The organism is Kitasatospora sp. NBC_01246 (assembly GCF_036226505.1).
Taxonomy (GTDB): Bacteria; Actinomycetota; Actinomycetes; order Streptomycetales; family Streptomycetaceae; genus Kitasatospora.
In genome coordinates, this window is sequence record NZ_CP108484.1 from 4,336,803 (window position 1) to 4,359,331 (window position 22,529).

Sequence of the window (22,529 nt, forward strand, 5' to 3'; positions counted from 1 at the left end):
CATGCCGGGACGCGCATCCGGTGCGTGGACAGCCGTCGGGTCTCCGTGTCAGGGTGGTCCGTGCGAGGGGGGCGCACAGAGGTTCGAACGGCTTTGGCGACCCCACAGGTCCGACAGGAAGCCCAGACGTGCCCGCAGCCAGACCCGACCGACGCCGCTCCCGCGCGCGCAGCTCCGGCGCGGCCGGCGAACGCACCGGCGGCTCCCGCACCGGCCGCCCCCGCGCCACCGGTGCCCGTCGCAGGCGCCGCCGGATCCGCCCCGGCATGATCACCGCGCTGGTGGCGGCGCTGGCCGTCCTCGGCGGGGCACTGCTCATGCTCGACCGCCCCGACCCGCGACCGACCACCGGGCCGACCGCGCAGGGCCGGATCGCCCCGCCCGAGGCGAGCACCCCGCCCGCCGCCGCGCCCGCTGCCCCGGCGCCCACCCCGACACTGACCCCGACCCCGCCACCGGCTCCCGGTCCGACGCCCGGACCGGCCTCGCCGGGCACCCCGGACCCGGGCCCGGCCCAGGGCGCGGGCACCTTCACCGTCGCCCCGGGCGCGGCCGCGGCGGTCGGCAAGGGCACCGTCCGCCGCTACCGGGTCGAGGTCGAGGACGGCATCGGGATCGACCCGGCCGCGGCCGCCGCCCAGGTCCAGCGCATCCTCGCCGACCCCCGGGGCTGGACCAACGACCGCAGGAACGGCTTCCAGCTGGTGTCGAGCGGTGCCTACGACTTCACCGTGAAGATCGCGTCGCCGGCCGCCGTGGACCGGATCTGCGGGGCCGCCGGACTGGACACCCACGGCGAGGTGAACTGCAACGTCGGCAACCAGGTGCTGGTCAACGTCAAGCGCTGGAACACCGGTTCACCCCAGTTCAGCGGACCGATCGACGAGTACCGGGCACTGATCGTCAACCACGAGGTCGGCCACCGGATCGGCCACGGGCACGAGACCTGCCCGGGCAAGGGCAAGCCGGCGCCCGCGATGATGCAGCAGATCTACGGCCTCAAGGGCTGCGAACCCAACGCCTGGCCGTACTCGGCGGACGGCAGCTACCTCAGCGGCCCGTCGGTGCTCTGAGCCGAGGGCCTGGGCCGCGGATCCTGGCCGAGCGCCCGGAGAGCGCGCTCGACCGGAGCCCGACCAGAGCCCGACCGCATCGGAACGGATCCGATACCCGTTCACCGACCCACCGGTACAAGGCCGTTCTAGGCTGATCGCATGACCGCAGACCGCACCGCAGCAGGGCGCCGCCGCCTCCTCACCGTGGCCGGCACCGCCGGGATCCTCCTCGGCACGGCCGCCTGTTCCTCCTCCGGAGGCGTCACCGGCACCGGCAGCCTCTCCTACGACCACGTCCGGTCGACCGCCCAGGGGCTCGCCGGGACCGGCCCGTGCCCGTTCGGTCTGGACCTCCCGGCGGCGCTGAAGGAGGCCGGGATCGACCGCCCGGTGACCCCCGGGTCCAAGGGCGAGCCGGCGGTCACCGCCGACCTCGGCAACGGCAGGCCGGCCGAGCCCTGGCCCTCCGGCTTCTCCGCGCCGCCCTCGATGGCCTCGGTCCCGGCCACTCCCCCGACCGCCTGGGTGACCTGCGCCTACACGGTCGGCTCGGCCCCGGTCCAGATCGACCTGCTGGCCGTCCCGGAGAACGGGGTCGCGATCAACATGATGCTGCCGTACATCCAGAAGGCCGGGGGCATCGGCGTCGACCAGCTGACCCGGTTCGCCGAAGCGCAGCCGACGGCCGGCCAGACCAAGCTCACCCCGGGCGCGGAGTCGGTGGGCGTCGCCCGGGTCGCGGCCAACGGCAAGGGCGACATCGCGCTCACCCTCTCCCAGAGCTCCTCGGACGCCGGGCCGGAGCAGGCCCTGACCGGGGAGGCGCTCCGCAAGGCCACCGAGCGGCTCGCCGCCCAGCTGCGCCCGTAGGGGCCGCCCAACCGGTCCTTGGCGTCCTACCCGAGGACCGGCAGATGGGCCCGCAGGTCGCTGCGCTCACCGCTGGCCGAGAGCGCGGCGGCCTCCACCGCGGCGTCCCAGTCCGTCCGGCCGGTGGCGAGCCGGATCCAGGTCAGCGGGTCGGTCTCGACCACGTTCGGCGGGGTGCCCCGGGTGTGCCGGGGGCCCTCGACGGCCTGCACCACGGCGTACGGCGGGATCCGCAGCTCGACCGCGCCGCCGGGCGCCTGGTCGGCGAGGGCGTCGGCCAGCAGCCGGGTGACGGCGGCCAGCGCCTGCCGGGCGTGCGGGAAGGCCGCCGTGCCCACCGCGTCGGCCAGGTCGTCGGCGTGCACCACCGTCTCCACCAGCCTGGTCACCAGCATGTCGGTGAGCGTCATCGAGCCCAGCCGGATCTCGAACCGCCGGCCCGGGTCGGCCGTGCCGGCGTCCGCCAGGACGGCGAGCAGCCCGTCGGCCGCCCGCCCGAAGGCCTCCGCCACCGAGGCCGGGTCGCCGCCGTACTCCCCCGCCGCCCGCGTCCTGGCCTGCTCGTCCAGCAGCGGGGCGAGCGTACCGACCCGCCGCACCCACCGCGGCAGGTCCAGCGGCGGCCGGCCCTCCAGCGGGTCGTCCAGGTGCGCGGGCACCCAGTCGACCTGGACGCCGAGGTGGGCGATCAGCTCGCGCACCGTCCACGTGCCCAGCCGGGTGGGCCGGGCGAGCAGGTCGGCGGCGTCCGGGCGGGCGCAGAGCGCCCGGACGGTGTCGCGCAGCGCTGTGGTCTGCTCCACCAGCGCGGCCTGGACCTTGGCGGGCTGGTACGTACGGGACTTGGCGGGCATGCGCCCCAACATACGCCGAGGGGCGGACGGTTCCGTGGAACCGTCCGCCCCTCGAAGCACGCGGATCAGGCGAGCAGGGCCTCGATGACGCCGGTGTGGGCGTCCTTCAGCTCGGCCAGCGAGACGGTGAACTGGCCCTGGACGTCCAGGACATCACCGTCGACCACACCGATCCGGGTGGCCGGCAGGCCACGCGCGGTGCACATGTCGTTGAACCGGAGCTCCTCGCTGCGCGGCACCGCGACGACCGCGCGGCCGGCCGACTCGGAGAACAGGAACACGAACGGGTCCTGGCCCTCGGGCACGATGATCCGGGCGCCGTGGCCGCCCTTGAGGCAGCTCTCCACGAGGGCCTGGCCCAGGCCGCCGTCGGAGAGGTCGTGCGCGGCGTCGATCATGCCGTCGCGCGAGGCGGCGATCAGGATGTCGCCGAGCAGCTTCTCGCGGTCCAGGTCGACCTTGGGCGGCAGGCCGCCGAGGTGGTCGTGGACCACCTGCGTCCAGGCCGAGCCACCCAGCTCGTCCTCGGTGTCACCGAGCAGGTAGAGCAGCTGGCCCTCCTCGGCGAAGCCGATCGGGGTGCGGCGGGTGACGTCGTCGATCACGCCGAGCACCGCGACCACGGGGGTCGGGTGGATGGCGGTCTCGCCGGTCTGGTTGTACAGCGAGACGTTGCCGCCGGTGACCGGGGTGCCGAGCGCCAGGCAGGCGTCGGCCAGGCCGCGGGTGGCCTCGGCGAACTGCCACATCACGTCCGGGTCCTCGGGGGAGCCGAAGTTGAGGCAGTCGGAGATCGCGAGCGGCTTGGCACCGCCGGCGGCGACGTTGCGGTACGCCTCGGCGAGGGCCAGCTGGGCGCCGGTGTACGGGTCCAGCTTGGTGTAGCGGCCGTTGCCGTCGGTGGCGACCGAGACGCCGAGGTTGGTCTCCTCGTCGATCCGGATCATGCCGGAGTCCTCGGGCACCGAGAGGACGGTGTTGCCGAGCACGTAGCGGTCGTACTGGTCGGTGATCCAGGACTTGGAGGCCTGGTTCGGGCTGCCGGCGACCTTCAGCAGGTCGGCCTTCAGGCCCTCGCCGGTGGTCGGGCGGGCGAGCCGCTCGGCACTCGGGGCGTCGGCCTGCAGCGCGTCCTGCCAGCTCGGGCGGGCGTACGGGCGCTGGTAGGTCGGGCCCTCGTGGGCGACGGTGCGCGGCGGCACGTCGACCACCAGCTCGCCGTGCCAGAAGATCTCCAGCCGCTCGCCCTCCGTCACCTCACCGATGACGGTGGCGATGACGTCCCACTTCTCGCAGATCTCCAGGAAGCGGTCGACCTTGCCGGGCTCGACGATGGCGCACATGCGCTCCTGCGACTCGCTCATGAGGATCTCCTCCGGCGAGAGCGTCTTGTCGCGCAGCGGCACGGTGTCGAGCTCGATCCGCATGCCGCCCGAACCGGCCGAGGCCAGCTCGGAGGTGGCGCAGGAGAGACCGGCGCCGCCGAGGTCCTGGATGCCCTTGACGAGCTTCTCGGAGAAGATCTCCAGGGTGCACTCGATGAGGAGCTTCTCCTGGAACGGGTCGCCGACCTGGACGGCCGGGCGCTTGGCGGGCCCGGTCGCGTCGAAGGTCTCCGAGGCGAGCACCGAGACGCCGCCGATGCCGTCGCCACCGGTGCGGGCTCCGTACAGGATGACCTTGTTGCCGGCGCCGGAGGCCTGCGCGAGGTGGATGTCCTCGTGCTTCATCACGCCCACGCAGAGCGCGTTGACCAGCGGGTTGCCCTGGTAGCAGGAGTCGAAGACGACCTCGCCGCCGATGTTGGGCAGGCCCAGGCAGTTGCCGTAGCCGCCGATGCCCGCGACGATCCCGGGCAGCACGCGCCGGGTGTCCGGGTGGTCGGCGGCGCCGAACCGCAGCGGGTCCATCACGGCGACCGGGCGGGCGCCCATCGCGAGGATGTCGCGCACGATGCCGCCGATGCCGGTGGCCGCGCCCTGGTACGGCTCGATGTACGAGGGGTGGTTGTGCGACTCGACCTTGAAGGTGACCGCGTAGCCCTGGCCGACGTCGACCACACCGGCGTTCTCGCCGATGCCGACGAGCATCGCGTCGTTCGGCGGAACCTTCTCGCCGAACTGCTTCAGGTGCACCTTGGAGCTCTTGTAGGAGCAGTGCTCCGACCACATGACCGAGTACATCGCGAGCTCGGCGCCGGTCGGACGGCGGCCGAGGATCTCGCGGATGCGGGCGTACTCGTCCTCCTTGAGGCCGAGTTCGGACCACGGCTGGGCGGAGTCCGGGGTCTGCTCGGCGTTCTTGACGGTGTCGAGGCTCATCAGGCGTTCACCAGCTGCTTCAGGACGGAAGTGAAGAAGCCCAGGCCCTCGGTGCTCGGACCGGTGAGCGGCTCCACGGCGTGCTCCGGGTGCGGCATCAGACCGACGACATTGCCGGCGGCGTTGGTGATGCCGGCGATGTCGCGGTACGAACCGTTCGGGTTGACGTCGACGTAGCGGGCGACCACCCGGCCCTCGGCCTCCAGCGCGTCCAGGACGTGCTCGTCGGCGACGAACCGGCCCTCGCCGTTCTTCAGCGGGACGACGATTTCCTGGCCGGCCGAGTAATCCCGGGTCCAGGCGGTGCCGGCGTTCTCGATCCGCAGCTTCTGGTCGCGGCAGACGAAGTGCAGCGAGTCGTTGCGGGTGAGCGCGCCGGGCAGCAGGTGCGATTCGCACAGCACCTGGAAGCCGTTGCAGATACCGAGAACCGGCATTCCCAGCTTCGCCTGCTCGATGATGGTGTCCATCACCGGCGAGAAGCGGGAGATGGCGCCGCAGCGCAGATAGTCGCCGTAACTGAATCCGCCGGGCAGGACGACGGCGTCGACCTGGTGGAGATCCTTGTCACGGTGCCAGAGGGCGACCGGCTCCGCGCCGGCCAGGCGGACAGCGCGCTGGGCGTCGCGGTCGTCGAGGGAACCAGGGAAAGTGACGACGCCGACTCGGGTGGTCACTTGCCCTCCTCCTCGACGCGGACGGTGAAGTCCTCGATCACGGTGTTGGCGAGAAAGGTCTCGGCTGCTTCGCGGATACGGGCGAGCGCGGCGTCGTCGACCGGGCCCTCCAGCTCCAGCTCGAAGCGCTTGCCCTGGCGGACGTCGGCGATCCCGGCGAATCCGAGACGGGGCAGTGCGCGTTGCACCGCCTGTCCCTGGGGGTCGAGGATCTCCGGCTTGAGCATGACGTCGACTACGACGCGTGCCACTGGCACTCCCGGTGGTGTCTTCGTGAAGGCGGGGGAACTCCAGACTACCGGGGGTTTCGGGCGACTTTGCTGGCCGGGGAGGGTGACGCGCGTAGACCCACGACCCTTACGCCACAAGGGCTCCGACTCCCCGACACCCCCCGGCGGGCACCCCTTTTCGCCGGATTCGACGGCCCGAGCGAGAACGGCCGAAGAGCACCCGAATACCGGCACTCCGGACAGATCGGCCAGCCGAGTGCACCGGGTATCCGGCACCCGCCGAAGACACGTGAATATACGGAAAAGAAAGCCGGACTCTTCGATTTCGACCCGCTTCGGGTGCAGAATAGGGCCACCTGTCGCGGCAAGTGCTGCGTATCCGGCACGCCATCGGGCCTGCCCGTATGCGCTTGCGCGAGTGGTGCACATCAGGCCACGGGAGCGCACCCCGCGCCCTTCGGCCGAATTGCCCGAGAGGATTGACACCCATGGCTCAGCGTGTAGTCGTCACGCTCTCCGACGACCTGGACGGCGGCGCAGCCGCGGAAACCGTCCACTTCGGCGTCGACGGGAAGTCGTACGAGATCGACCTGTCCCTGGACAACGCGGAAAAGCTGCGGGAGGCCCTCGCTCCGTTCGTCGCGGCCGGCCGCCGCCAGAGCCGTACCGGTAAGTCCTTCCGCCGCACCGCGCTCACCCCGGACCCGGCCGCCGTGCGCGCCTGGGCCCAGTCGCGCGGCATGGAGCTGCCCGCCCGGGGGCGCATCCCCAAGCACGTGTACGAGGCGTTCGCCGAGGCGAACTGACCCCGCCGGACCCGGTCGTCCCACCTGCCCCGAAAGGGTGGGGCGACCACCCCGACCGATGGGGTAGAGTATTCCTCGTCGCCGCAACGGAGAGATCCGAAGAGGCGGCCGGTGCCCCACCAGGCACCGTGCGGACGTGGCTCAGTTGGTAGAGCATCACCTTGCCAAGGTGAGGGTCGCGAGTTCGAATCTCGTCGTCCGCTCGCAGTGCGCGAGCACAGCACAACTCAATATCTTGACCTGCGGACGTGGCTCAGTTGGTAGAGCATCACCTTGCCAAGGTGAGGGTCGCGAGTTCGAATCTCGTCGTCCGCTCCAGTACGAAGGGCCCCCTCGATCGAGGGGGCCCTTCGGCATTCCCCTCGGTCGTGCCGGACCCCGCCCGAGCAGCCGTCCCCGCATTCCCGGCCCGCCCCGCCGCCGGACCGCCGATGACATTTGTCACCGCCGACCCGTGGATCCGCACCGCCTTCTCATGAGAGCCCGCACTGCCCGGGGCGCCCCGGCGGCGGAAGGCTTGAGCCATGGAAACGAGCCAGCCGCACACCGCGAGCGACCCTGTGATCGAGGTCACCGACCTCCACCGCCACTACGGCTCCGGCGCCACCGGCTTCCACGCGGTGCGCGGGGTCGACCTGACCGTCGGCCGTGGTGAGCTCTTCGCGCTGCTCGGTACCAACGGGGCCGGCAAGACCTCCGCCATGGAGCTGATCGAGGGCCTCGCCGCCCCCACCGCCGGTGCGGTCCGGGTGCTCGGCCACGACCCCCACCGCGAGCGCGCCGCGCTCCGCCCCCGGATCGGCATCATGCTCCAGGAGGGCGGCTTCCCCGGCGACCTCACCGTCGCCGAGACCGGCCGCAGCTGGGCCGGGATGACCAGCGGCTCCCGCCCGCTGGAGGAGGCGCTGGAGCTGGTCGGCCTCGCCGACCGCCGGGGCGTCCGGGTCAAGCAGCTCTCCGGCGGCGAGCGGCGCCGGCTCGACCTCGCGATGGCCCTGCTCGGCCGGCCCGAGGTGCTCTTCCTGGACGAGCCGAGCACCGGCCTCGATCCCGAGGCCCGGGCCGCCGTCTGGCGGCTGGTCCGCGACCTGCGCGCCCAGGGCACCACCGTGCTGCTCACCACGCACTACCTGGAGGAGGCCGAGGAGCTGGCCGACCGCCTGGCGATCATGCACCGCGGCCGGATCGTCACCACCGGCACCGTCGCCGAGGTCATCGCCGGCCGGCCCGCCCGGATCTCCTTCGAGCTCCCGGAGTTCACCGGAGCCTCGCTCCCGCCGCTGACCGGGGCCACCCTGGTCGCGGACGGCCGCCGGATCACCGTGCAGACCGGGCAGCTCCAGGCCACCCTCACCGACCTGCTCGGCTGGGCCGCCCGGCACGGCATCGCGCTCGACGCCCTCGACGCCCGCAGCGCCTCGCTGGAGGAGGCCTTCCTCGCCATCGCCTCCGAGGCCGCGCACCAGCCCCCGGCCGACGCCCCGGCCGCCCCCACCACCCTCCGCCGCCTGATGGGACTCTCCCGATGACCACCGCCACCGCCCGTCCCGCCGCCGGCCCGCGGACCACCGCCGTCCGCCGACTGCTCGCCCTCGGCCGGGCCGAGGCCACCCTGCTGCTGCGCAACCGGACCGCGATGTTCACGGCCCTGCTGCTGCCGCTGATGCTCATCGGCGCCCTGCGGGGCGTGCTCGAACAGCAGGCCGAGACCCACCCCGGCCTCGACGTCGACTCGCTGCTGGTCAACGGGGCGATCGGGATGGTGCTCGCCTTCGTCGTCTACTACAACCTGACCGGCGCCTACGTGGCCCGCCGCGGCGAGCTGGTGCTCAAGCGGCTGCGCACCGGCGAGGCGCGGGACGTCGAGATCCTGGCCGGCACCGCGGTGCCCTCGGTCGCCCTGGCCCTGCTGATGTGCCTCGTGGTCGCCGTCGGCGGCGGCGTCGCCCTGGACCTCAGCGCGCCGGTCAACCCGCTGCTGATGGCCGCCGGGCTGGTCCTGGTGATCGGGACCCTGATGGCGCTGGCCGCCGTCTCCAGCGCCTTCACCAGGACGGTCGAGAGCGCCGGCATCACCACCATGCCGGTCCTGCTGGTCTCCCAGTTCGGTTCCGGCCTGTTCATCCCGCTGGAGGTCATGCCCGACCGGATGGCCGACGTCTGCCGGCTGCTGCCGACCACCCCGGCCTTCCAGCTGATCCGCCTCGGCTGGTTCGGCACCGACGGCTCCGCCGCCGCCACCGGCTTCGCCGGCACCTGGGCCCCCGCCGCCCCGCACCTGGTCACCGGCATGGTCTGGCTCGCCCTGGCCGCCTGGGGCGCCGTCCGCTGGTTCCGCTGGGAGCCCCGCCGCTGACCGGAACCGGCCCGCCCCGGCACCCGCTCCCCACCTGATAGGAAGGGCACGGCACGATCATGATCGAAGGGGGAGCGGGAGAGATGAGCGTCCTGACGCCGAGACGGCGCTGGAAGGGGTCCAGCAAACCCCAGCGCACCGAGCTCTACCTCCGCTGGTCGCTCTACTTCATCCCGCTGATCCTGCTCCCGATGATCGTGCTGGCCATCGCCGCCCCCACCGGCCGGGAGGACACCCGCGGCAGCGCCCAGGTCTGCGTGGTCGTCGGCCTGGCCACCACCCTGCTGACCCTGCGGGCCCTGCGCACCTCGCTCGACCACTACCTGAACCGGCCGACCGACCACCTGCGCCGGCTCCTCACCCTCGGCGTCGTGACGATCGCCGGCTCCTGGGCGGTCCTGCTGCTCGGCCCGGCCGACGGCGGACCGGACAGCCCGGGCGCGCCGCCGTTCACCGTCGTGGTCGTCTCCCTCCTGCTGGCCGCCGCCTTCTGCCCGGTGAGCGTCGGCCTGCCGGTGCGCCGGGCCTGCCTCACCGGGGTGACGGCCCAGCTCCTGGTCGCCCCCGCGGCCCTGCTCGCCGGGCTCGACGGCGCGACCACGGCCGGTCTGCTGGTCGGCAACCTGATCGCGCTCACCTTCATCGGGTCCAGCTGCCGCAGCTTCGCCTGGCTGCAGTCCGTGGTCTGGGAGCTGGACGCCGCCCGCGAGGCCCAGTCCAGGCTGGCGGTGGCCGAGGAGCGGCTGCGGTTCTCCCGGGACCTGCACGACGTGATGGGCCGCAACCTCACCACCATCGCGCTGAAGAGCGAACTCGCCGCCCAACTGGCCCGCCGCGGCCGGCCGGAGGCCGCCGACCAGATGGCCGAGGTGCAGCGGATCGCCCAGGAGTCCCAGCGCGAGGTCCGCGACGTCGTCCGCGGCTACCGCACGGCGGACCTGCACGCCGAGGCGATCGGCGCCCGCGCCGTGCTGCGCGCCGCCGACGTGGCCTGCGAGATCGACCTGGGCGAGGAGCCGCACGAACTGCCGCTGCCGGTGCAGTCGGTGCTCGGCTGGGTGATCCGCGAGGCCACCACCAACACGCTGCGCCACAGCGAGGCCGCGCACTGCTCGATCCGGCTGCGCCGCGAGGACGGCCGGGTGGTGCTGGAGCTGGAGAATGACGGGGTGCCGGCCGTGCCGATCCCGTCCCAGGGCAGCGGGACGGGCCTGCACGGGCTGCGCGAGCGCCTCGCCGCCCACGACGGCGAGCTGACCCTCCCGGAGGCCGGGCCGGGCCGGTTCCGGGTGCTCGCCAGCGTCCCGCTCCGGCCCCCGTCCGCCACCGCACCGCTCCCGTCCGGAAGAAGGCCCCGATGACCGAGACCGATCCCGTGCGCGTGCTGCTCGCGGACGACGAGCACCTGATCCGGGGGGCGCTGGCCGCGCTGCTCTCCCTGGAGGACGACATCACCGTGGTCGCCCAGGCCGCCTCCGGCCCGGAGGCGGTGGCGATGGCGCAGGCGCACCGCCCGGACATCGCGGTGCTGGACCTCCAGATGCCCGGGCTGGACGGTATCGAGGTGGCCACCGAACTGCGCCGGCTGCTGCCGGACTGCCGCTCCATGATCGTCACCGGGCACGGCCGACCCGGCTACCTGAAGCGGGCGCTGGAGGTCGGCGTGCGCGGCTTCCTGCCGAAGACCGTCTCGGCGGCGGACCTCGCCGGAATCATCCGCACGGTGCGCGCGGGCGGCCGCTACGTGGACCCGGAGCTGGCGGCGGACGCGATCAGCGCGGGCGAGACCCCGCTGACCCCGCGCGAGACGGACGTCCTCGAACTGGCCGCCGACGGCACCTCGATCGCCGGGATCGCCGAGCGCGCGGCACTCTCCCAGGGCACCGTCCGCAACTACCTCTCCTCGGCCGCCGGCAAGCTGGGCGCCGAGAACCGCCACGCGGCGGTGCGGATCGCGCGCGAGCACGGCTGGATCTGAGGACCCGGCCGTGCCCGCGCGGACAGGTACCCCCTAGGCCCAGGAGGTACTGGTCAGCCGCTCGTAGACCTCGATGTACTTGGCCCTGGTCTGCTCGACGACCTCGGCCGGGAGCTCCGGCGGCGGCAGCTCACTGGCGCGGTCCCAGCCGGAGGCCGGCGAGACCAGCCAGTCGCGGATGAGCTGCTTGTCGAAGGACGGCTGCGAGCGGCCGGGCTGCCAGTCGTCGGCGGGCCAGAAGCGGGAGGAGTCCGGGGTGAGCACCTCGTCGCCGATCACCAGCTCGCCGTCGGCCAGGCCGAACTCGAACTTGGTGTCCGCCAGGATGATGCCGCGCGACCGGGCGATGTCCCGGGCCCGGGCGTAGACGTCCAGGGTGGTGCGGCGCAGCTGGGAGGCGAGTTCCGCGCCGATCCGGCGGGCGGTCTCCTCGTAGGAGACGTTCTCGTCGTGCTCGCCGACGTCGGCCTTGAGGGCGGGGGTGTAGATCGGGGCGGGCAGCTCGGAGCTGTTCACCAGGCCCTCGGGCAGCGCGATGCCGCAGACCGTGCGGTCCGCCTCGTACTCCGTCAGGCCGGAGCCGGCCAGGTAGCCGCGGGCCACGCACTCGACCGGGATCATCTCCAGGCTGCGGCAGACCAGCGTGCGGCCCTTCCAGTCGGCGGGGGCGCCCGCCGGGACCTCGGTGGAGATCACGTGGTTGGGCACGATGTCGGCGATCCGCTCGAACCACCACAGCGAGAGCTGGGTGAGGATGCGGCCCTTGTCGGGGATCTCGTTGGGCAGGACCCAGTCGTGCGCCGACATGCGGTCGCTGGCGACCATCACGAGGTCGCCCGACTCGGCGCGGTAGAGGTCGCGCACCTTGCCGGTGTGCAGGTGGACCAGGCCGGGCACCTGGACCGGCTCGGGCTTGGTGACAAATCCGCTCAAGGTCGTCTCAGTCCTCAGGGGTCGTTCGCGGGCGTGCGGCGCGAAAGGGGAGGTCAGTGGACCCGAGTCTGTCACGAACGCCCGTCGGGGCCCCGGCCGGGCGCCCTCAGGCGTTCTTGCAGAGGCGGTCCAGCAGGTTGGCGGTGGCCCGCTGGATCCGCTCGTCGGTGAGGCCGGGCCGGTCCAGCGCGGGCGACCACGCGAACGTCCCGGCGGCGAAGACGTACGCGCCGCTCGGCGCCCGGTACAGCGAGGTCTCCTGGTACCGGGTGCGGCCGGCGAGGTCCCGGTACGGGGAGTGCGCGAGCAGCACCCGCTCGGTGTGCCGGGGCAGCGCCACCTTGGGGTAGTACCGGTCGGCCTCGCCGGCGACCAGCCCGGGCAGCTCGTCGCCCTCCTGGACGCCGGTGCCGTCCCAGAGCCAGTGCGCGGTGTGCCGGGCGACCAGCGGGACGGGGGAGGCGACCCGGCCGGAGTACTGCAGACCGAGCAGGTGCTGCTCCGGTTCGCCGGCGTCCCGCCAGAGCGCGCTGGCGGCGCCGCCCACCCCGGTGGCCGGGCTGCCGGGCTCGACCTTCTGCCGCTTGCGGCAGTTGAGCAGCCGGTTGGGCTCGCCGGACGGCGCGGGGCTCAGCTCGACCCGCCAGTACATGGTGTTGGCGGAGAGGAAGACCAGCGAGGTGCCGCCGTCGCGGGCCCGCTCGACCGTCCGGCGCATCGGCTCCGACCAGTACTCGTCGTGGCCGGGGAAGACCAGCGCCCGGTGCCGGGCCGGGTCGACCAGGCCGGCGTGCAGGTCGGTGGCGGTGGCGTAGGAGAGGTCGTAGCCGTAGCGCTCGGCCCAGCGGATGAAGTCGTAGGCGTGGCCGACGTGCAGCGGCAGGCCCGCGGTGGCGTGCGGGCGGTCGAAGGAGACGGTGACGGCCGCGTCCCGCTCGCCGACCAGCCGGCCCCGGTCGTCCCAGGCGTGGTACAGGCTGGCGCCGCTGCGGCCGTCCTCGGGGAAGAGGTTGTAGGCCTGCCAGGTCACGTCCGGGATCACCAGGAGCAGCTCGGCGGCGTGCGCCTGGTCCTCGAAGTCCCGCACGGTGAACGGGATGTGGCTGCGGTGCAGCATGTCCGCGGTGGTCAGGACGGCGACGTAGGCGCCGGGGCGCCAGTGGGTCGGGATCTGCAGCCGCCAGGAGTGCCACCAGTGGTGGCAGGAGACCGTCCGCCCGGCCACCAGCGGGGCCGGCTGGGCCAGTCCGGCGATCAGCGGGCTGGACGTCATGTGGTGCGCACCGTCGCCGCTGTAGTGGCCGATCCGGTAGACGTCGACGGTGAACTCGCGGGGCGGGTTGACGGTGACCCGGAAGTCCACCGAGCCGCCGGGGCGGACCACGCCCGCCGAGGCGAACCCCTTGATCTGCTGCACCACGTCGTTGGCCCCCTGCGGGGTGCCGACCGGCGGCTTCGGTCTGGCACCGCCGGCCAGCGGCTGCTGGCCCGGTGCGTCCACCGAGACGTACCAGGGGACGGCGCCCTCGGCCCCGGCCAGGTACTGGTCCGGGCTGCGGAGCCAGGGCAGCGGGCCCTGGCCGAAGGGGTCGGAGACGCTGTACGCGTGCGTTCCGGACTCCCAGCGGCGGTTGAGTTCCGTCCCCACGCGCCCCTCCCACAAGGTGCACCCTCCGCCGGTCGGCATGTGCCTCCCGGATGTGCGTGCGGTCAAATACACCACAGAGTGCTGGCGCTGCGTCACCCATCGGTAGCAACTGGTGTCCGGGAATCTTCCGGTCCGCCGGTGGAGGGGCTCCGGCCTGCGAAGACCTGCCGTCGGGGACCGGCCCGGGGGCGCGAGCCCCGGTACCGAGCGCCCTCCGGGCTCAGAGTCGGACCGGCTTCTCCAGCCGGACGTCGGCGGCGTCCAGCCAGGCCCGCAGCGGGCCGTCCTGGCCCTGCTCGACGGCCTGGGCGATCGGCCCGGCCAGATCGGTGCGGCGCACCCCGCCGATCAGCAGCACCGGCCCGTCCAGCCAGTCCAGGCCCGGGGTGGCCCCGGCGGTGTCGACGGCGGCGCAGCAGACCATCGCGGTGACGTGGTCGACCAGCAGGTCCCGCCCGGTGCGGACGGGTTCGAGCAGCGGGGCGGGCGCCGTGGTCCGGGCCAGCTCGGCGGTGAGCGCGGCCGCCAGCTGCTCGCCGCCGCCCTCGGCGAGCCGGCCGAGCAGCCTGGTCACCGTCGGGGCGCCGGGGCGGGCCTGCGGGGCCAGCCGGTCCAGCGCGGACTGCAGCGCGGTGGCGCGGGCCCGCCAGCCGGCGTCCACCACCTCGGCCGGGTAGTCGGTCCACTCGACCTCGCGCCAGGCGCCGGAGGCGGGGCGGCCGAAGAACAGCTCGGCGGCGAGCAGCGAGACCGCCTCGTCCACCGTGCCCGGCTCCTCCAGCAGGTCGCAGGCGGGGCGGTCGCCGAGGCGGCTGCCGTACCCGTCGGCCAGCCGGTCGCGCCGGGACAGCTCGGTGAGCGCGGCGACCACCCCGGCGTTGAGGTGCGCGGGGTGCCGGCCGAGCCGCCAGGCGGGCAGCGCGACCCGGGTGAGCAGCCGGTCCCAGCCGGCGTAGGCCAGGCCGACCTGCTCCTGGGCGGCGATCCGCAGGCCGTAGTCGACCGCCCGGGCCTGCTCGGAGGCCCAGCCGGCGACGGCCCGCTCCAGCTCGGCGGAGTGCGCCCGGCAGGCGCGGAGCAGCCGGCGGGTGATCCGGTCGGTCAGCGCGGCCGGGCCGCGGCGCCCGCGCGGGGCGGTGGGCGCGGGGGCGCCGACCACGCCGGGCCCGGGGGCGGCGTCCAGGCTGGCGTCCAGACCGCGCAGGAAGCGGCGGGCGGCGGCGATGTCCGGGTCGGCGGCGGCCCCGGTACCGGCCACCACCGGGGCGAGCAGGGCACGCAGCTCGCCGGCCCGCATCCACCAGAGGAACGGCGAGCCGATCACCAGCACCGGCGCGGGCGGGTCCTGCTCGTGGCGCGACGAGTGGCGCGACGAGCGGCCGGTGCCGGCCGGTCGGCCCGGCGGGACGTCCTCCAGCCAGCTGTCGCAGTCCGGGGTGAGGGCGATCGCCGAGGGCGCGGGGACCGCCAGCCGGTCGGCCAGCTCGTCGATCAGCCGGTACAGCTCGGGGGCCTGGGCCCGGTCGAGCGGGACGACCGGGGTCTGCGGCGGGACGGCCCTGCGGTGGGCGCGGGCGGCCAGGCCCGCGACCAGCAGGGTGGCGGCGGCCACCGCGCAGACCACCCAGCGGACGGCGTCCCAGGCGGCGGCGTCGGCTGAGCCTGGCGCACCGAGCCGGCCGGTGAACCGGCCCGCGAGCAGGACCACCGCCGCGGCGGCGGGCAGTACGGCGGTGGCCAGGGCGATCCCCCGGACCCGCAGGACCGCTTGGGCGTGAGCGCGCGCGGTGTCGACAGCGGCCATACGGTGCGGCACCCCCTTCGGAGCCCTCGGGCACCCGGCGACGGGGCCCTGAGCCGACTCGAAACGATCAGTTCCGACCGGGAATCGGCGGCGTCCGATCCCGGTAGTACATGCTGCGTGGCGCTTCTGACATTCTTGACGCCCTTGTCCGGGTGGGTGTTCCGGATCGCCCCGGTTTCCACTCGTCCCGGTGACGGTGCCCGGATTCCGGACGACCGCGCCGCGCGCCGTGCAATGCGGCCCGGGCGCGCCGGTCCGGCCGGACGCCGTCCAGCATCCCCCCGCGCGACCGCCGCTACCCGGTGCGGCCGCGCACGACGCGGCCCCCGGGACCGCGGACCAGCGCACCATAAGGCCGGACGGCCGGTTGCGTCAGCCGGATGCGGCCGCTGTCACTCGATGGGCTGGATTCCGGCCGCCGAACGGTGCGGCGGCCCCGGAACCGCTCCCGTGCCACCCGGCCCGGAAACGCCGCGGGGCGCTGCGTCCATGGGGGTTGTTTCCCCTCGGACGCAGCGCCCCGGAACGCGGCGAAAAGCCCTGCTACTGGGCGGCCTTGAGCGCGATGTCGGTGCGGTGCTGACCACCCTTGAGGCTGATCCGGTCGACCGCCGCGTACGCCCGGCCGCGCGCCTCGGCGAGGTCGACGCCGGTGGCGGTGACGGAGAGGACCCGGCCACCGGCGCTGAGCACCCGGCCGTCCTCGTCCGCCGCGGTGCCGGCGTGCAGGACGAACGCGGTGCCGTCGGCGGCCTCGGCCTCCGCCAGGCCCTCGATCACGTCGCCGGTGCGCGGCGCCGCCGGGTAGCCCTCGGAGGCGATCACCACGGTGACGGCGGCGCCGTCGTCCCAGCGCAGCGGCTCCAGCTGGTCCAGCGCGCCGGTGGCCGCGCCGTGCAGGACGGCCGCCAGCGGCGTGCGCAGGCGGGCCAGCACGACCTGGGTCTCCGGGTCGCCGAAGCGGGCGTTGAACTCGATCACCCGGGTGCCGCGCGAGGTCAGCGCCAGGCCGGCGTAGAGCAGGCCGGAGAACTCGGTGCCCCGGCGGCGCAGCTCGTCCACGGTGGGCTGCAGGACGGTCTCCAGGACCTCCTCGACCAGGCCCTCGGGCGCCCACGGCAGCGGCGAGTAGGCGCCCATGCCGCCGGTGTTCGGGCCCTCGTCGCCGTCCAGAGCGCGCTTGAAGTCCTGCGCGGGCTGGAGCGGGAGGACGGTGGTGCCGTCGGTGATCGCGAACAGCGAGACCTCGGGGCCGTCCAGGTACTCCTCGATGACCACGCGCTCGCAGGAGGCGGCGTGGGCCAGCGCGGCCTCGCGGTCGGAGGTGACCACGACGCCCTTGCCGGCGGCCAGGCCGTCGTCCTTGACCACGTACGGCGCGCCGAAGGCGTCCAGCGCCTCGGCGGCCTCGGCGGGGGTGGTGCAGAGGTAGGAGCGGGCGGTGGGCACCCCGGCGGCGGCCATGACGTCCTTGGCGAACGCCTTGGAGCCCTCCAGCCGGGCGGCCTCGCCGGACGGGCCGAAGACCGGGATGCCGGCCGCGCGCACGGCGTCGGCGACGCCCGCGACGAGCGGGGCCTCCGGGCCGACCACGACCAGGTCGGCGTCGAGCCGCCGGGCGAGCGCAGCGACCTGCGCACCGTCCAGCTGGTCGACGGGGTGGACCGTCGCCACCTGCGCGATCCCGGCGTTACCCGGGGCACAGTGCAGCTCGGTGACGGCGGAATCTTGGGACAGGGAGCGGCACAGGGCGTGTTCGCGGGCGCCGCCGCCGATGACGAGGACCTTCACGGTTGGCAAGGGTAGTCGGTGGCCGGTTCGCGCCGCCCTCCGGTCCCGTCGGAACCTCCAGGCGGAGCCGTCCGTACGCCGCCGGTCTCGGAGGATCATCCAAGCCGGGACGGGGCCGGTGCACCCGGGGTGCCCGGGTCAGGACAGCGGGTCACCGGGGGCTCGCTCGGACGGGTGAAATCTCGCCGACCGCCGCAACCCCCTCACCTCGGCATCCGGGCTCCGAATCCGGTAACGATCATTGGTGAAGCGCCCCCACGGTCAGCCATTTGGCGGTAAGAAGTGCTGATGGACAACCGCCGGCCACCGGCCGGTACGCCGTCCCGGGGCACCCACACTCGCCCGGGGGCGCCGTGTGTTCCGATCCGTCGTCCGGCGTTTCACGGCCCATCAGGTCGATGACTCGTCAGGAGGACGCGTCGGAGGACGCGATGTCAGACCCAGCAGTCCGCCCGCCACAGGGAGCCCCACAGGTGAGCCAGCCGGAAATGCAGCCCGAGGAGAGTGCCTGGGGCAAGGAGATCGGCGAGGAGGACCCGCCCCCCGCCGCCGTCGCGCCCCGGGCCGACACGCGTCGCCGGGCCGATCTGAGCGCCCGCCAGTTCCCTCTCGGGGACTGGGGCGAGCCCGCCGAGCGGCTGGAGGAGCTCTACCGCTGGTCCGAGGAGCGGGCGGTCGAGGCTATCGACTGGTACCGCCGGGACCGGGTCTGGAAGCGCCGCTGGGCACGTCTGCTGAGGTTCGGCACGGCCGGCTTCGTGGTGGGCGGCGTCACCGCGCCGCTGGTGGACCTCACCGGCACCGTCGCGAACGCCACCAGCTGGGGCTACGTCGGCCTGGCGCTCGCCGCGGCCTGCTACGGCGCCGACCGGGCGTTCGGGCTGACCTCCGGCTGGATGCGGGACGTCTCCACCGCGCAGGCGCTGCAACGCCGCCTGGAGGCCTTCCAGTTCGACTGGGCGTCGGAGTGCGTGCGGGAGGTGCTCGGCCCCACCGAGGGCACCGCGGGCGAGGCGGCCGAACGCTGCCTCGGGGTGCTGCGGCGGTTCTGCGAGGACGTCTCGGACATGGTCCGCACCGAGACCTCGGAGTGGATGCTGGAGTTCCGCGCGGGCATGACCCAGCTGCCCACCCAGGCCTCCGGCAGCTGGGGCGGCCGCAGCGAGTCGGGGATCGGCGCCCAGGTGCGGATCCTGCCCCCGCCGGGCACCCGGCCCACCATGCCGCGCCAGCGGCCGCCGGAGGGCCCGCTGCGGTAGCGGGGACGGCGCGCGGAGGCCTTCGAGTCCCGGACGCTCGCGGACTCGGACGTTCTTCGCGGGCCCGGACGTTCGCGGGCCCGCAGACCGACGGGCCCGCGGAGCCGGGTGGCTCGCGGGCCCGTCTGCTCAGGCGAAGACGATCATCGAGCCCTGGGTGAGGCTGCGGGTGGCCGCCGCGTACAGGCCCGCCCAGGCGTGCCGCTCCCGGGCGAAGGGGTGCAGGTCGTCCAGCGGCGGGCCGAACGGCTGCTCCAGGCCGGTCGGGCCGAGCGGCCGGGTCGGGTCCGGCGGGTCGGCCGGGTCGATGTCCAGCGCCGGGGCGATGGCCTGGAGTTCGCGCAGCAGCCCGTGGCTGGAGCCCAGCGGACCGCCGGAGGCGAGCAGCGCGTCGTCCACCAGCGGAGCCGCGAACTCGATCGGCACGTAGGCCCCGGCGTGGTCGAAGTGCCAGACCAGGTGCGAGTGTTCCGCGCTGCTCTCGAACATCTCCAGCAGCTGCTCGTAGTCGCCGCCGAGGGCGTCCACCGGCGTGATGTCCAGGCCGGTCAGGCCCAGCAGGTAGGCGCGGCGCAGGAAGTGCAGCGAGTCGTAGTCGAAGGCGGCTATCGGCTCGACCGCCCCGCTTATCCCCGGGACGAACTGGTAGACCGGCACCTCGGGCAGCCCGTGCGCGGTCAACACGGCGTTGTACAGCGCGAGATCGTCCCGGAAGGGGTTGTCGGGGCTGTGGCTCAGCACGTCCACGAGCGGGACGAGCCAGAGGTCGCAGGCCATGGGCCGGCTCTTCCTCTCCGGGCGGCGGAGTCGCCCGCGCGAGCGGGTGACGGATGGGCGGGTCGGGGTCCGGACGGTCGGTACGGGGACCGCCCGGGGCGACGACCGCCCACCCTACCGGCCCGGCGCGCGGTGCGGGCCGGGCCGCCCCTCGGACAGTTGGCCGGCCGACGGGTCGGCCGGCCGGCGGCCGAAGCGCCCGTACGGCACCGAACGCGGCTGCGGCACCAGGCCGAGGCCCAGCCCCAGCTCGCGGCCGAGCTCCCGGCCCAGCTCCCGTTCGCGGCCGCGGCCGCCCTCCGCCGCCCGCTGCGGCTCCGGCCTGCGGCCCGCCTCCGGACCCGCCGACACCGGCGAAGGGACCGAAGGGACGGAAGGAACGGAAGACCTGCCGGCCGGCACCGGTGAGGCAGCCGGTCCGGACGGCCCCGGCCCACCCGACCGGGCGGCCGGCGGCGCGGCCACCGGCGCCGCGTCGAGCCCGGCGGTCAGCAGCGGCAGCACCCCCACCGACTCCTCCGACTCCCCGGTCAGCCCGGCCAGCGCCCGCACGGTGAACAGGTTGTACTCGCAGACGATCCGGTGCGCGCCCGCGAGGTCCTCCCGCTCGATCGCCTCGACCAGCTCGACGTGGCGGTCCCAGCAGAACCCGCCCAGCGTCGGCATCGCCCGCAGGTACGGCGCGGCGAACATCCAGGACTGCACCCGGAGCCAGTCCAGGTAGTCCCCGATCCGGCGGTTGCCGAGCAGGCCGGCGACCTCCTGCCAGAACCGGCGGTCGCAGCCCACCATGACGTCCAGGTTGCCCGCCCGGACCGCACCGACCGCCGCGTCCGCCCGGCGGCGCAGCGAGGGCAGCCGGGCGGCGTCCGGTGTCGCCGGGCGGACCGCGAGCTGGCGGAAGCAGCTGTCGGTGAGCAGCACCCGGGACTCGAAGATCTCCAGGAAGTCGGCCCAGCCGAACTCGGGCACCGTGAAGCCGCGGTGGTGCTCGGCCCGGAGCAGCCCCTGCGCGCCGAGGTCCACCAGCGCCTCGCGGGCCGGGGTCGCGGAGACGCCGTACAGCTCGGCGATCTCCTTGACGGTGAAGTTGCGGCCGGCCGCCAGCCGGCCGGCCATCATCTCCTCGCGCAGCGCGCCGGCGATCTGCTCGCGCAGGCTGTTGCGCTGGATCACGGTGCTGGTGTCGCCTGCGCCGGTGCCGTACATGCGCGCGACCTCCTCGGGCAGGCTCGACGGTCTGCCTCGGGACAGGCCGGCTGAAGAACGGCGGGTAACACGACGAAGGCTCATCTTCTCAAAAATGCCGCCGCCCCGTACAAGCCTCCCGTATGCCCCGGAAAGCCCCGCTCACCCGGCCGGGGGCGTCACCGCTGGACGGGGGCCGGGATGCCCAGCAACCGGTCCCGGTGGACCGGGAACTCGGCGCGGGCCTTGCCCACCTCCGCGGGGTCGAAGTCCACGGTCAGCACCTCCTCGCCGGCGCCCGCCTCGGCCAGCACCCGGCCCCACGGGTCCACCACGATGCTGTGGCCGGCCTGCTCGACCCCGCCGTGCGTCCCGGCGGTGTTGCAGGCCAGGACGTAGGCCTGCTCCTCGACCGCGCGGGCCCGGCTCAGCAGCGTCCAGTGCTCGCGCCGCCGCGCCGGCCAGGCCGCCGGCACCACCATCAGCTGGGCGCCCGCGTCCAGCAGCGCCCGGAACAGCTCGGGGAACCGCAGGTCGTAGCAGGTCGCCAGGCCGAGCGTGGCGAAGTCGGTGGCGGCGGTGACGATCTCCTGCCCGGCACCCATCACCACCGCCTCGCCGCTGTCGAAGCCGAAGCGGTGGATCTTGCGGTAGGTGTGCACGAGCTCGCCGTCCGGGGCGAACAGCAGCGAGGTGTTGTAGATCGGCCCGTCCGGGTCGCGCTCGACGATCGACCCGGCGTGCAGCCAGACCCCGGCCGCCTTCGCGGCGGCGGCCATCGCGTCCGAGGTGGGCCCGTCCAGCGCCTCGGCGCCGTCCGACCAGAGGTCGTACGCGAAACCGCCCAGCGCCCACAGCTCCGGCAGGACCACCAGGTCGGCCCCCTGCTGGGCACGGACCAGGGCCGCCGCGCGGGCCCGCCGCTCGGCGGGCGGCTCGGCGTCGGAGACCGCGAGTTGGATCAATGAAGCGCGCACAGTACCACCGTCCACGGCAAGAGTCCTACGATCGTCACTCGAAAGCGCTGCCCTGTTCTCACCCGGCAGCGTAACGTGCGGTTAGCGTGTGCGCCCGGAAGCCGGACTTTCCCGTCCGACCCGAAAACAGGGCGCGCGTGGCAAGGCAGCTGACGGAGGGCCGGAGATTCCCGTGACGGACAACCAGACCGTGCAGGCTTACACCGAGGCGTGGACGCAGTCCATCGAATCGATATCGGAGCTGGTGGCCCCTCTCCCGGAGGGCTCCTGGAACCGGGCCACCGAGTGCCCCGGCTGGTCGGTCCGGGACATCGTCTCGCACGTCATCGCCGTCGAGTCCGAGCTGCTCGGCGACCCCCGCCCGATCCACTCGCTCCCCCGCGACCTGCGCCACGTCACCACCGAGTTCGCCCGCTACATCGAGCTGCCGGTCGACAAGCGCCGCTGCCACACCGCGCTGGAGATGACCGGCGAGCTGGAGTACACGATCATCCGCCGCTCGCGGGCGCTGCGCAACGCCCGGCAGACCCCGTCCGAGCCGGTCCGCTTCCCGGGCGGCCCGCTCAGCCGCGACCTGCCGTACCACGAGCTGCTGCGCCACCGGGCCTTCGACGTCTGGGTGCACGAGCAGGACCTCCGCCGGGCCCTCGCGGTGCCGGGCAACCTCGCCTCCCCGGCCGCGCTGCTCGCCCGGGACGTGCTGCTGGAGTCGCTGCCCAAGGCCGTCGCCCACCGGGCCGGCGCCCCGGCCGGGACGGCCCTGGTGCTGGACGTCACCGGCCCGGTCGAGTTCCTGCGCACCGTCCGGGTCGACGCCGCCGGCCGCGGCACGGTCGACGAGTCGATCAGCCTCGCCCCCGACGTGCAGCTCACGATGGACTGGGAGACGTACGTCCGGCTCGCCTGCGGCCGCGGCCGCCCGGGCCCGGTCACCGTCGAGGGCGACCAGGAGCTGGCCTCGCGGGTGCTGGCCAACTTCGCCGTCACGGTCTGACGACCCGGCGC

Annotated in this window: 20 protein-coding genes and 2 tRNA genes; 11 read left to right on the forward strand and 11 right to left on the reverse strand. The window is 74.1% G+C overall.

Annotated features, from left to right (window positions below; translation table 11 throughout):
• Positions 1-128: 128 nt before the first annotated feature.
• Together OG618_RS19095 and OG618_RS19100 are read left to right on the forward strand one after the other, a co-directional pair.
• Positions 129-1,073, forward strand: coding sequence for a DUF3152 domain-containing protein (locus tag OG618_RS19095; RefSeq protein WP_329488732.1), 945 nt, complete (start codon positions 129-131; stop codon positions 1,071-1,073).
• Between the two features lie 141 nt (positions 1,074-1,214).
• On the forward strand, positions 1,215-1,925 hold the full coding sequence (locus tag OG618_RS19100; RefSeq protein WP_329488733.1) for a hypothetical protein: 711 nt from the start codon (positions 1,215-1,217) through the stop codon (positions 1,923-1,925).
• A 26-nt stretch (positions 1,926-1,951) separates the two neighbouring features.
• Here OG618_RS19100 and OG618_RS19105 read toward each other — a convergent pair whose 3' ends face one another.
• The 4 genes from OG618_RS19105 to purS all read right to left on the reverse strand — a co-directional run bounded on the left by OG618_RS19105 (position 1,952) and on the right by purS (position 6,028).
• Positions 1,952-2,779, reverse strand: a complete 828-nt coding sequence (locus OG618_RS19105; RefSeq protein WP_329488734.1) for a sterol carrier family protein — start codon at positions 2,777-2,779, stop codon at positions 1,952-1,954.
• Between the two features lie 65 nt (positions 2,780-2,844).
• On the reverse strand, positions 2,845-5,100 hold the full coding sequence (gene purL, locus OG618_RS19110; protein WP_329488735.1) for a phosphoribosylformylglycinamidine synthase subunit PurL: 2,256 nt from the start codon (positions 5,098-5,100) through the stop codon (positions 2,845-2,847).
• Positions 5,100-5,777 (reverse strand): phosphoribosylformylglycinamidine synthase subunit PurQ, encoded by a 678-nt coding sequence (purQ, locus tag OG618_RS19115; protein WP_329488736.1) that lies wholly within the window; start codon positions 5,775-5,777, stop codon positions 5,100-5,102. The genes purL and purQ overlap by 1 nt, the downstream gene beginning before the upstream one ends.
• The gene (purS, locus tag OG618_RS19120; protein ID WP_033250393.1) at positions 5,774-6,028 is read right to left on the reverse strand and encodes a phosphoribosylformylglycinamidine synthase subunit PurS; all 255 of its coding nucleotides are present in this window, start codon (positions 6,026-6,028) and stop codon (positions 5,774-5,776) included. Before purS ends, purQ begins: the two co-directional genes overlap by 4 nt.
• Positions 6,029-6,495: 467 nt before the next feature.
• Here purS and OG618_RS19125 point away from each other — a divergent pair, with 467 nt between their 5' ends.
• The 7 genes from OG618_RS19125 (at position 6,496) to OG618_RS19155 (ending at position 11,147) form a co-directional block, all read left to right on the forward strand.
• Positions 6,496-6,813 carry a histone-like nucleoid-structuring protein Lsr2 gene (locus tag OG618_RS19125; protein ID WP_238860361.1) on the forward strand — a complete coding sequence of 106 codons (318 nt, stop codon included), beginning with the start codon at positions 6,496-6,498 and terminating at the stop codon, positions 6,811-6,813.
• Between the two features lie 130 nt (positions 6,814-6,943).
• Positions 6,944-7,016, forward strand: a tRNA-Gly gene (locus tag OG618_RS19130).
• Positions 7,017-7,055: 39 nt separating this feature from the next.
• Positions 7,056-7,131 (forward strand) — tRNA-Gly (locus tag OG618_RS19135).
• Between the two features lie 206 nt (positions 7,132-7,337).
• Positions 7,338-8,342 carry an ABC transporter ATP-binding protein gene (locus tag OG618_RS19140; protein ID WP_329488737.1) on the forward strand — a complete coding sequence of 335 codons (1,005 nt, stop codon included), beginning with the start codon at positions 7,338-7,340 and terminating at the stop codon, positions 8,340-8,342.
• Positions 8,339-9,169 (forward strand): ABC transporter permease, encoded by an 831-nt coding sequence (locus OG618_RS19145; RefSeq protein WP_329488738.1) that lies wholly within the window; start codon positions 8,339-8,341, stop codon positions 9,167-9,169. The genes OG618_RS19140 and OG618_RS19145 overlap by 4 nt, the downstream gene beginning before the upstream one ends.
• 83 nt (positions 9,170-9,252) lie before the next feature.
• A complete protein-coding gene (locus tag OG618_RS19150; protein WP_329488739.1) occupies positions 9,253-10,530 on the forward strand; it encodes a sensor histidine kinase in 1,278 nt (425 codons plus the stop codon).
• A complete protein-coding gene (locus OG618_RS19155; protein ID WP_329488741.1) occupies positions 10,527-11,147 on the forward strand; it encodes a response regulator transcription factor in 621 nt (206 codons plus the stop codon). The genes OG618_RS19150 and OG618_RS19155 overlap by 4 nt, the downstream gene beginning before the upstream one ends.
• Before the next feature lie 33 nt (positions 11,148-11,180).
• On the opposite strand, the gene OG618_RS19160 is transcribed toward OG618_RS19155, so the two are convergent.
• The 4 genes from OG618_RS19160 to purD all read right to left on the reverse strand — a co-directional run bounded on the left by OG618_RS19160 (position 11,181) and on the right by purD (position 17,323).
• On the reverse strand, positions 11,181-12,080 hold the full coding sequence (locus OG618_RS19160; protein ID WP_329488742.1) for a phosphoribosylaminoimidazolesuccinocarboxamide synthase: 900 nt from the start codon (positions 12,078-12,080) through the stop codon (positions 11,181-11,183).
• Between the two features lie 106 nt (positions 12,081-12,186).
• Positions 12,187-13,728: a N,N-dimethylformamidase beta subunit family domain-containing protein gene (locus tag OG618_RS19165; protein ID WP_329488743.1), complete on the reverse strand. Its 1,542-nt coding sequence runs from the start codon at positions 13,726-13,728 to the stop codon at positions 12,187-12,189.
• A gap of 220 nt (positions 13,729-13,948) precedes the next feature.
• Complete coding sequence (locus tag OG618_RS19170; protein WP_329488744.1) at positions 13,949-15,532, reverse strand: hypothetical protein; 1,584 nt, start codon at positions 15,530-15,532, stop codon at positions 13,949-13,951.
• A 543-nt stretch (positions 15,533-16,075) separates the two neighbouring features.
• Positions 16,076-17,323 carry a phosphoribosylamine--glycine ligase gene (gene purD / locus OG618_RS19175; protein WP_329488745.1) on the reverse strand — a complete coding sequence of 416 codons (1,248 nt, stop codon included), beginning with the start codon at positions 17,321-17,323 and terminating at the stop codon, positions 16,076-16,078.
• A gap of 473 nt (positions 17,324-17,796) precedes the next feature.
• Here purD and OG618_RS19180 point away from each other — a divergent pair, with 473 nt between their 5' ends.
• Entirely contained in the window at positions 17,797-18,582 is a 786-nt protein-coding gene (locus OG618_RS19180) for an SLATT domain-containing protein (protein WP_380388881.1), read from the forward strand.
• Positions 18,583-18,711: 129 nt separating this feature from the next.
• On the opposite strand, the gene OG618_RS19185 is transcribed toward OG618_RS19180, so the two are convergent.
• From OG618_RS19185 to OG618_RS19195, 3 genes are all read right to left on the reverse strand, one after another.
• Positions 18,712-19,359, reverse strand: coding sequence for a hypothetical protein (locus OG618_RS19185; protein ID WP_329488746.1), 648 nt, complete (start codon positions 19,357-19,359; stop codon positions 18,712-18,714).
• 114 nt (positions 19,360-19,473) lie between these two features.
• On the reverse strand, positions 19,474-20,568 hold the full coding sequence (locus OG618_RS19190; RefSeq protein ID WP_329488747.1) for a GntR family transcriptional regulator: 1,095 nt from the start codon (positions 20,566-20,568) through the stop codon (positions 19,474-19,476).
• 158 nt (positions 20,569-20,726) lie between these two features.
• Complete coding sequence (locus OG618_RS19195) at positions 20,727-21,524, reverse strand: carbon-nitrogen family hydrolase (RefSeq protein ID WP_329488748.1); 798 nt, start codon at positions 21,522-21,524, stop codon at positions 20,727-20,729.
• Positions 21,525-21,696: 172 nt separating this feature from the next.
• Here OG618_RS19195 and OG618_RS19200 point away from each other — a divergent pair, with 172 nt between their 5' ends.
• Positions 21,697-22,518: a maleylpyruvate isomerase family mycothiol-dependent enzyme gene (locus OG618_RS19200; RefSeq protein WP_329488749.1), complete on the forward strand. Its 822-nt coding sequence runs from the start codon at positions 21,697-21,699 to the stop codon at positions 22,516-22,518.
• The last annotated feature ends 11 nt before the right edge of the window (positions 22,519-22,529 follow it).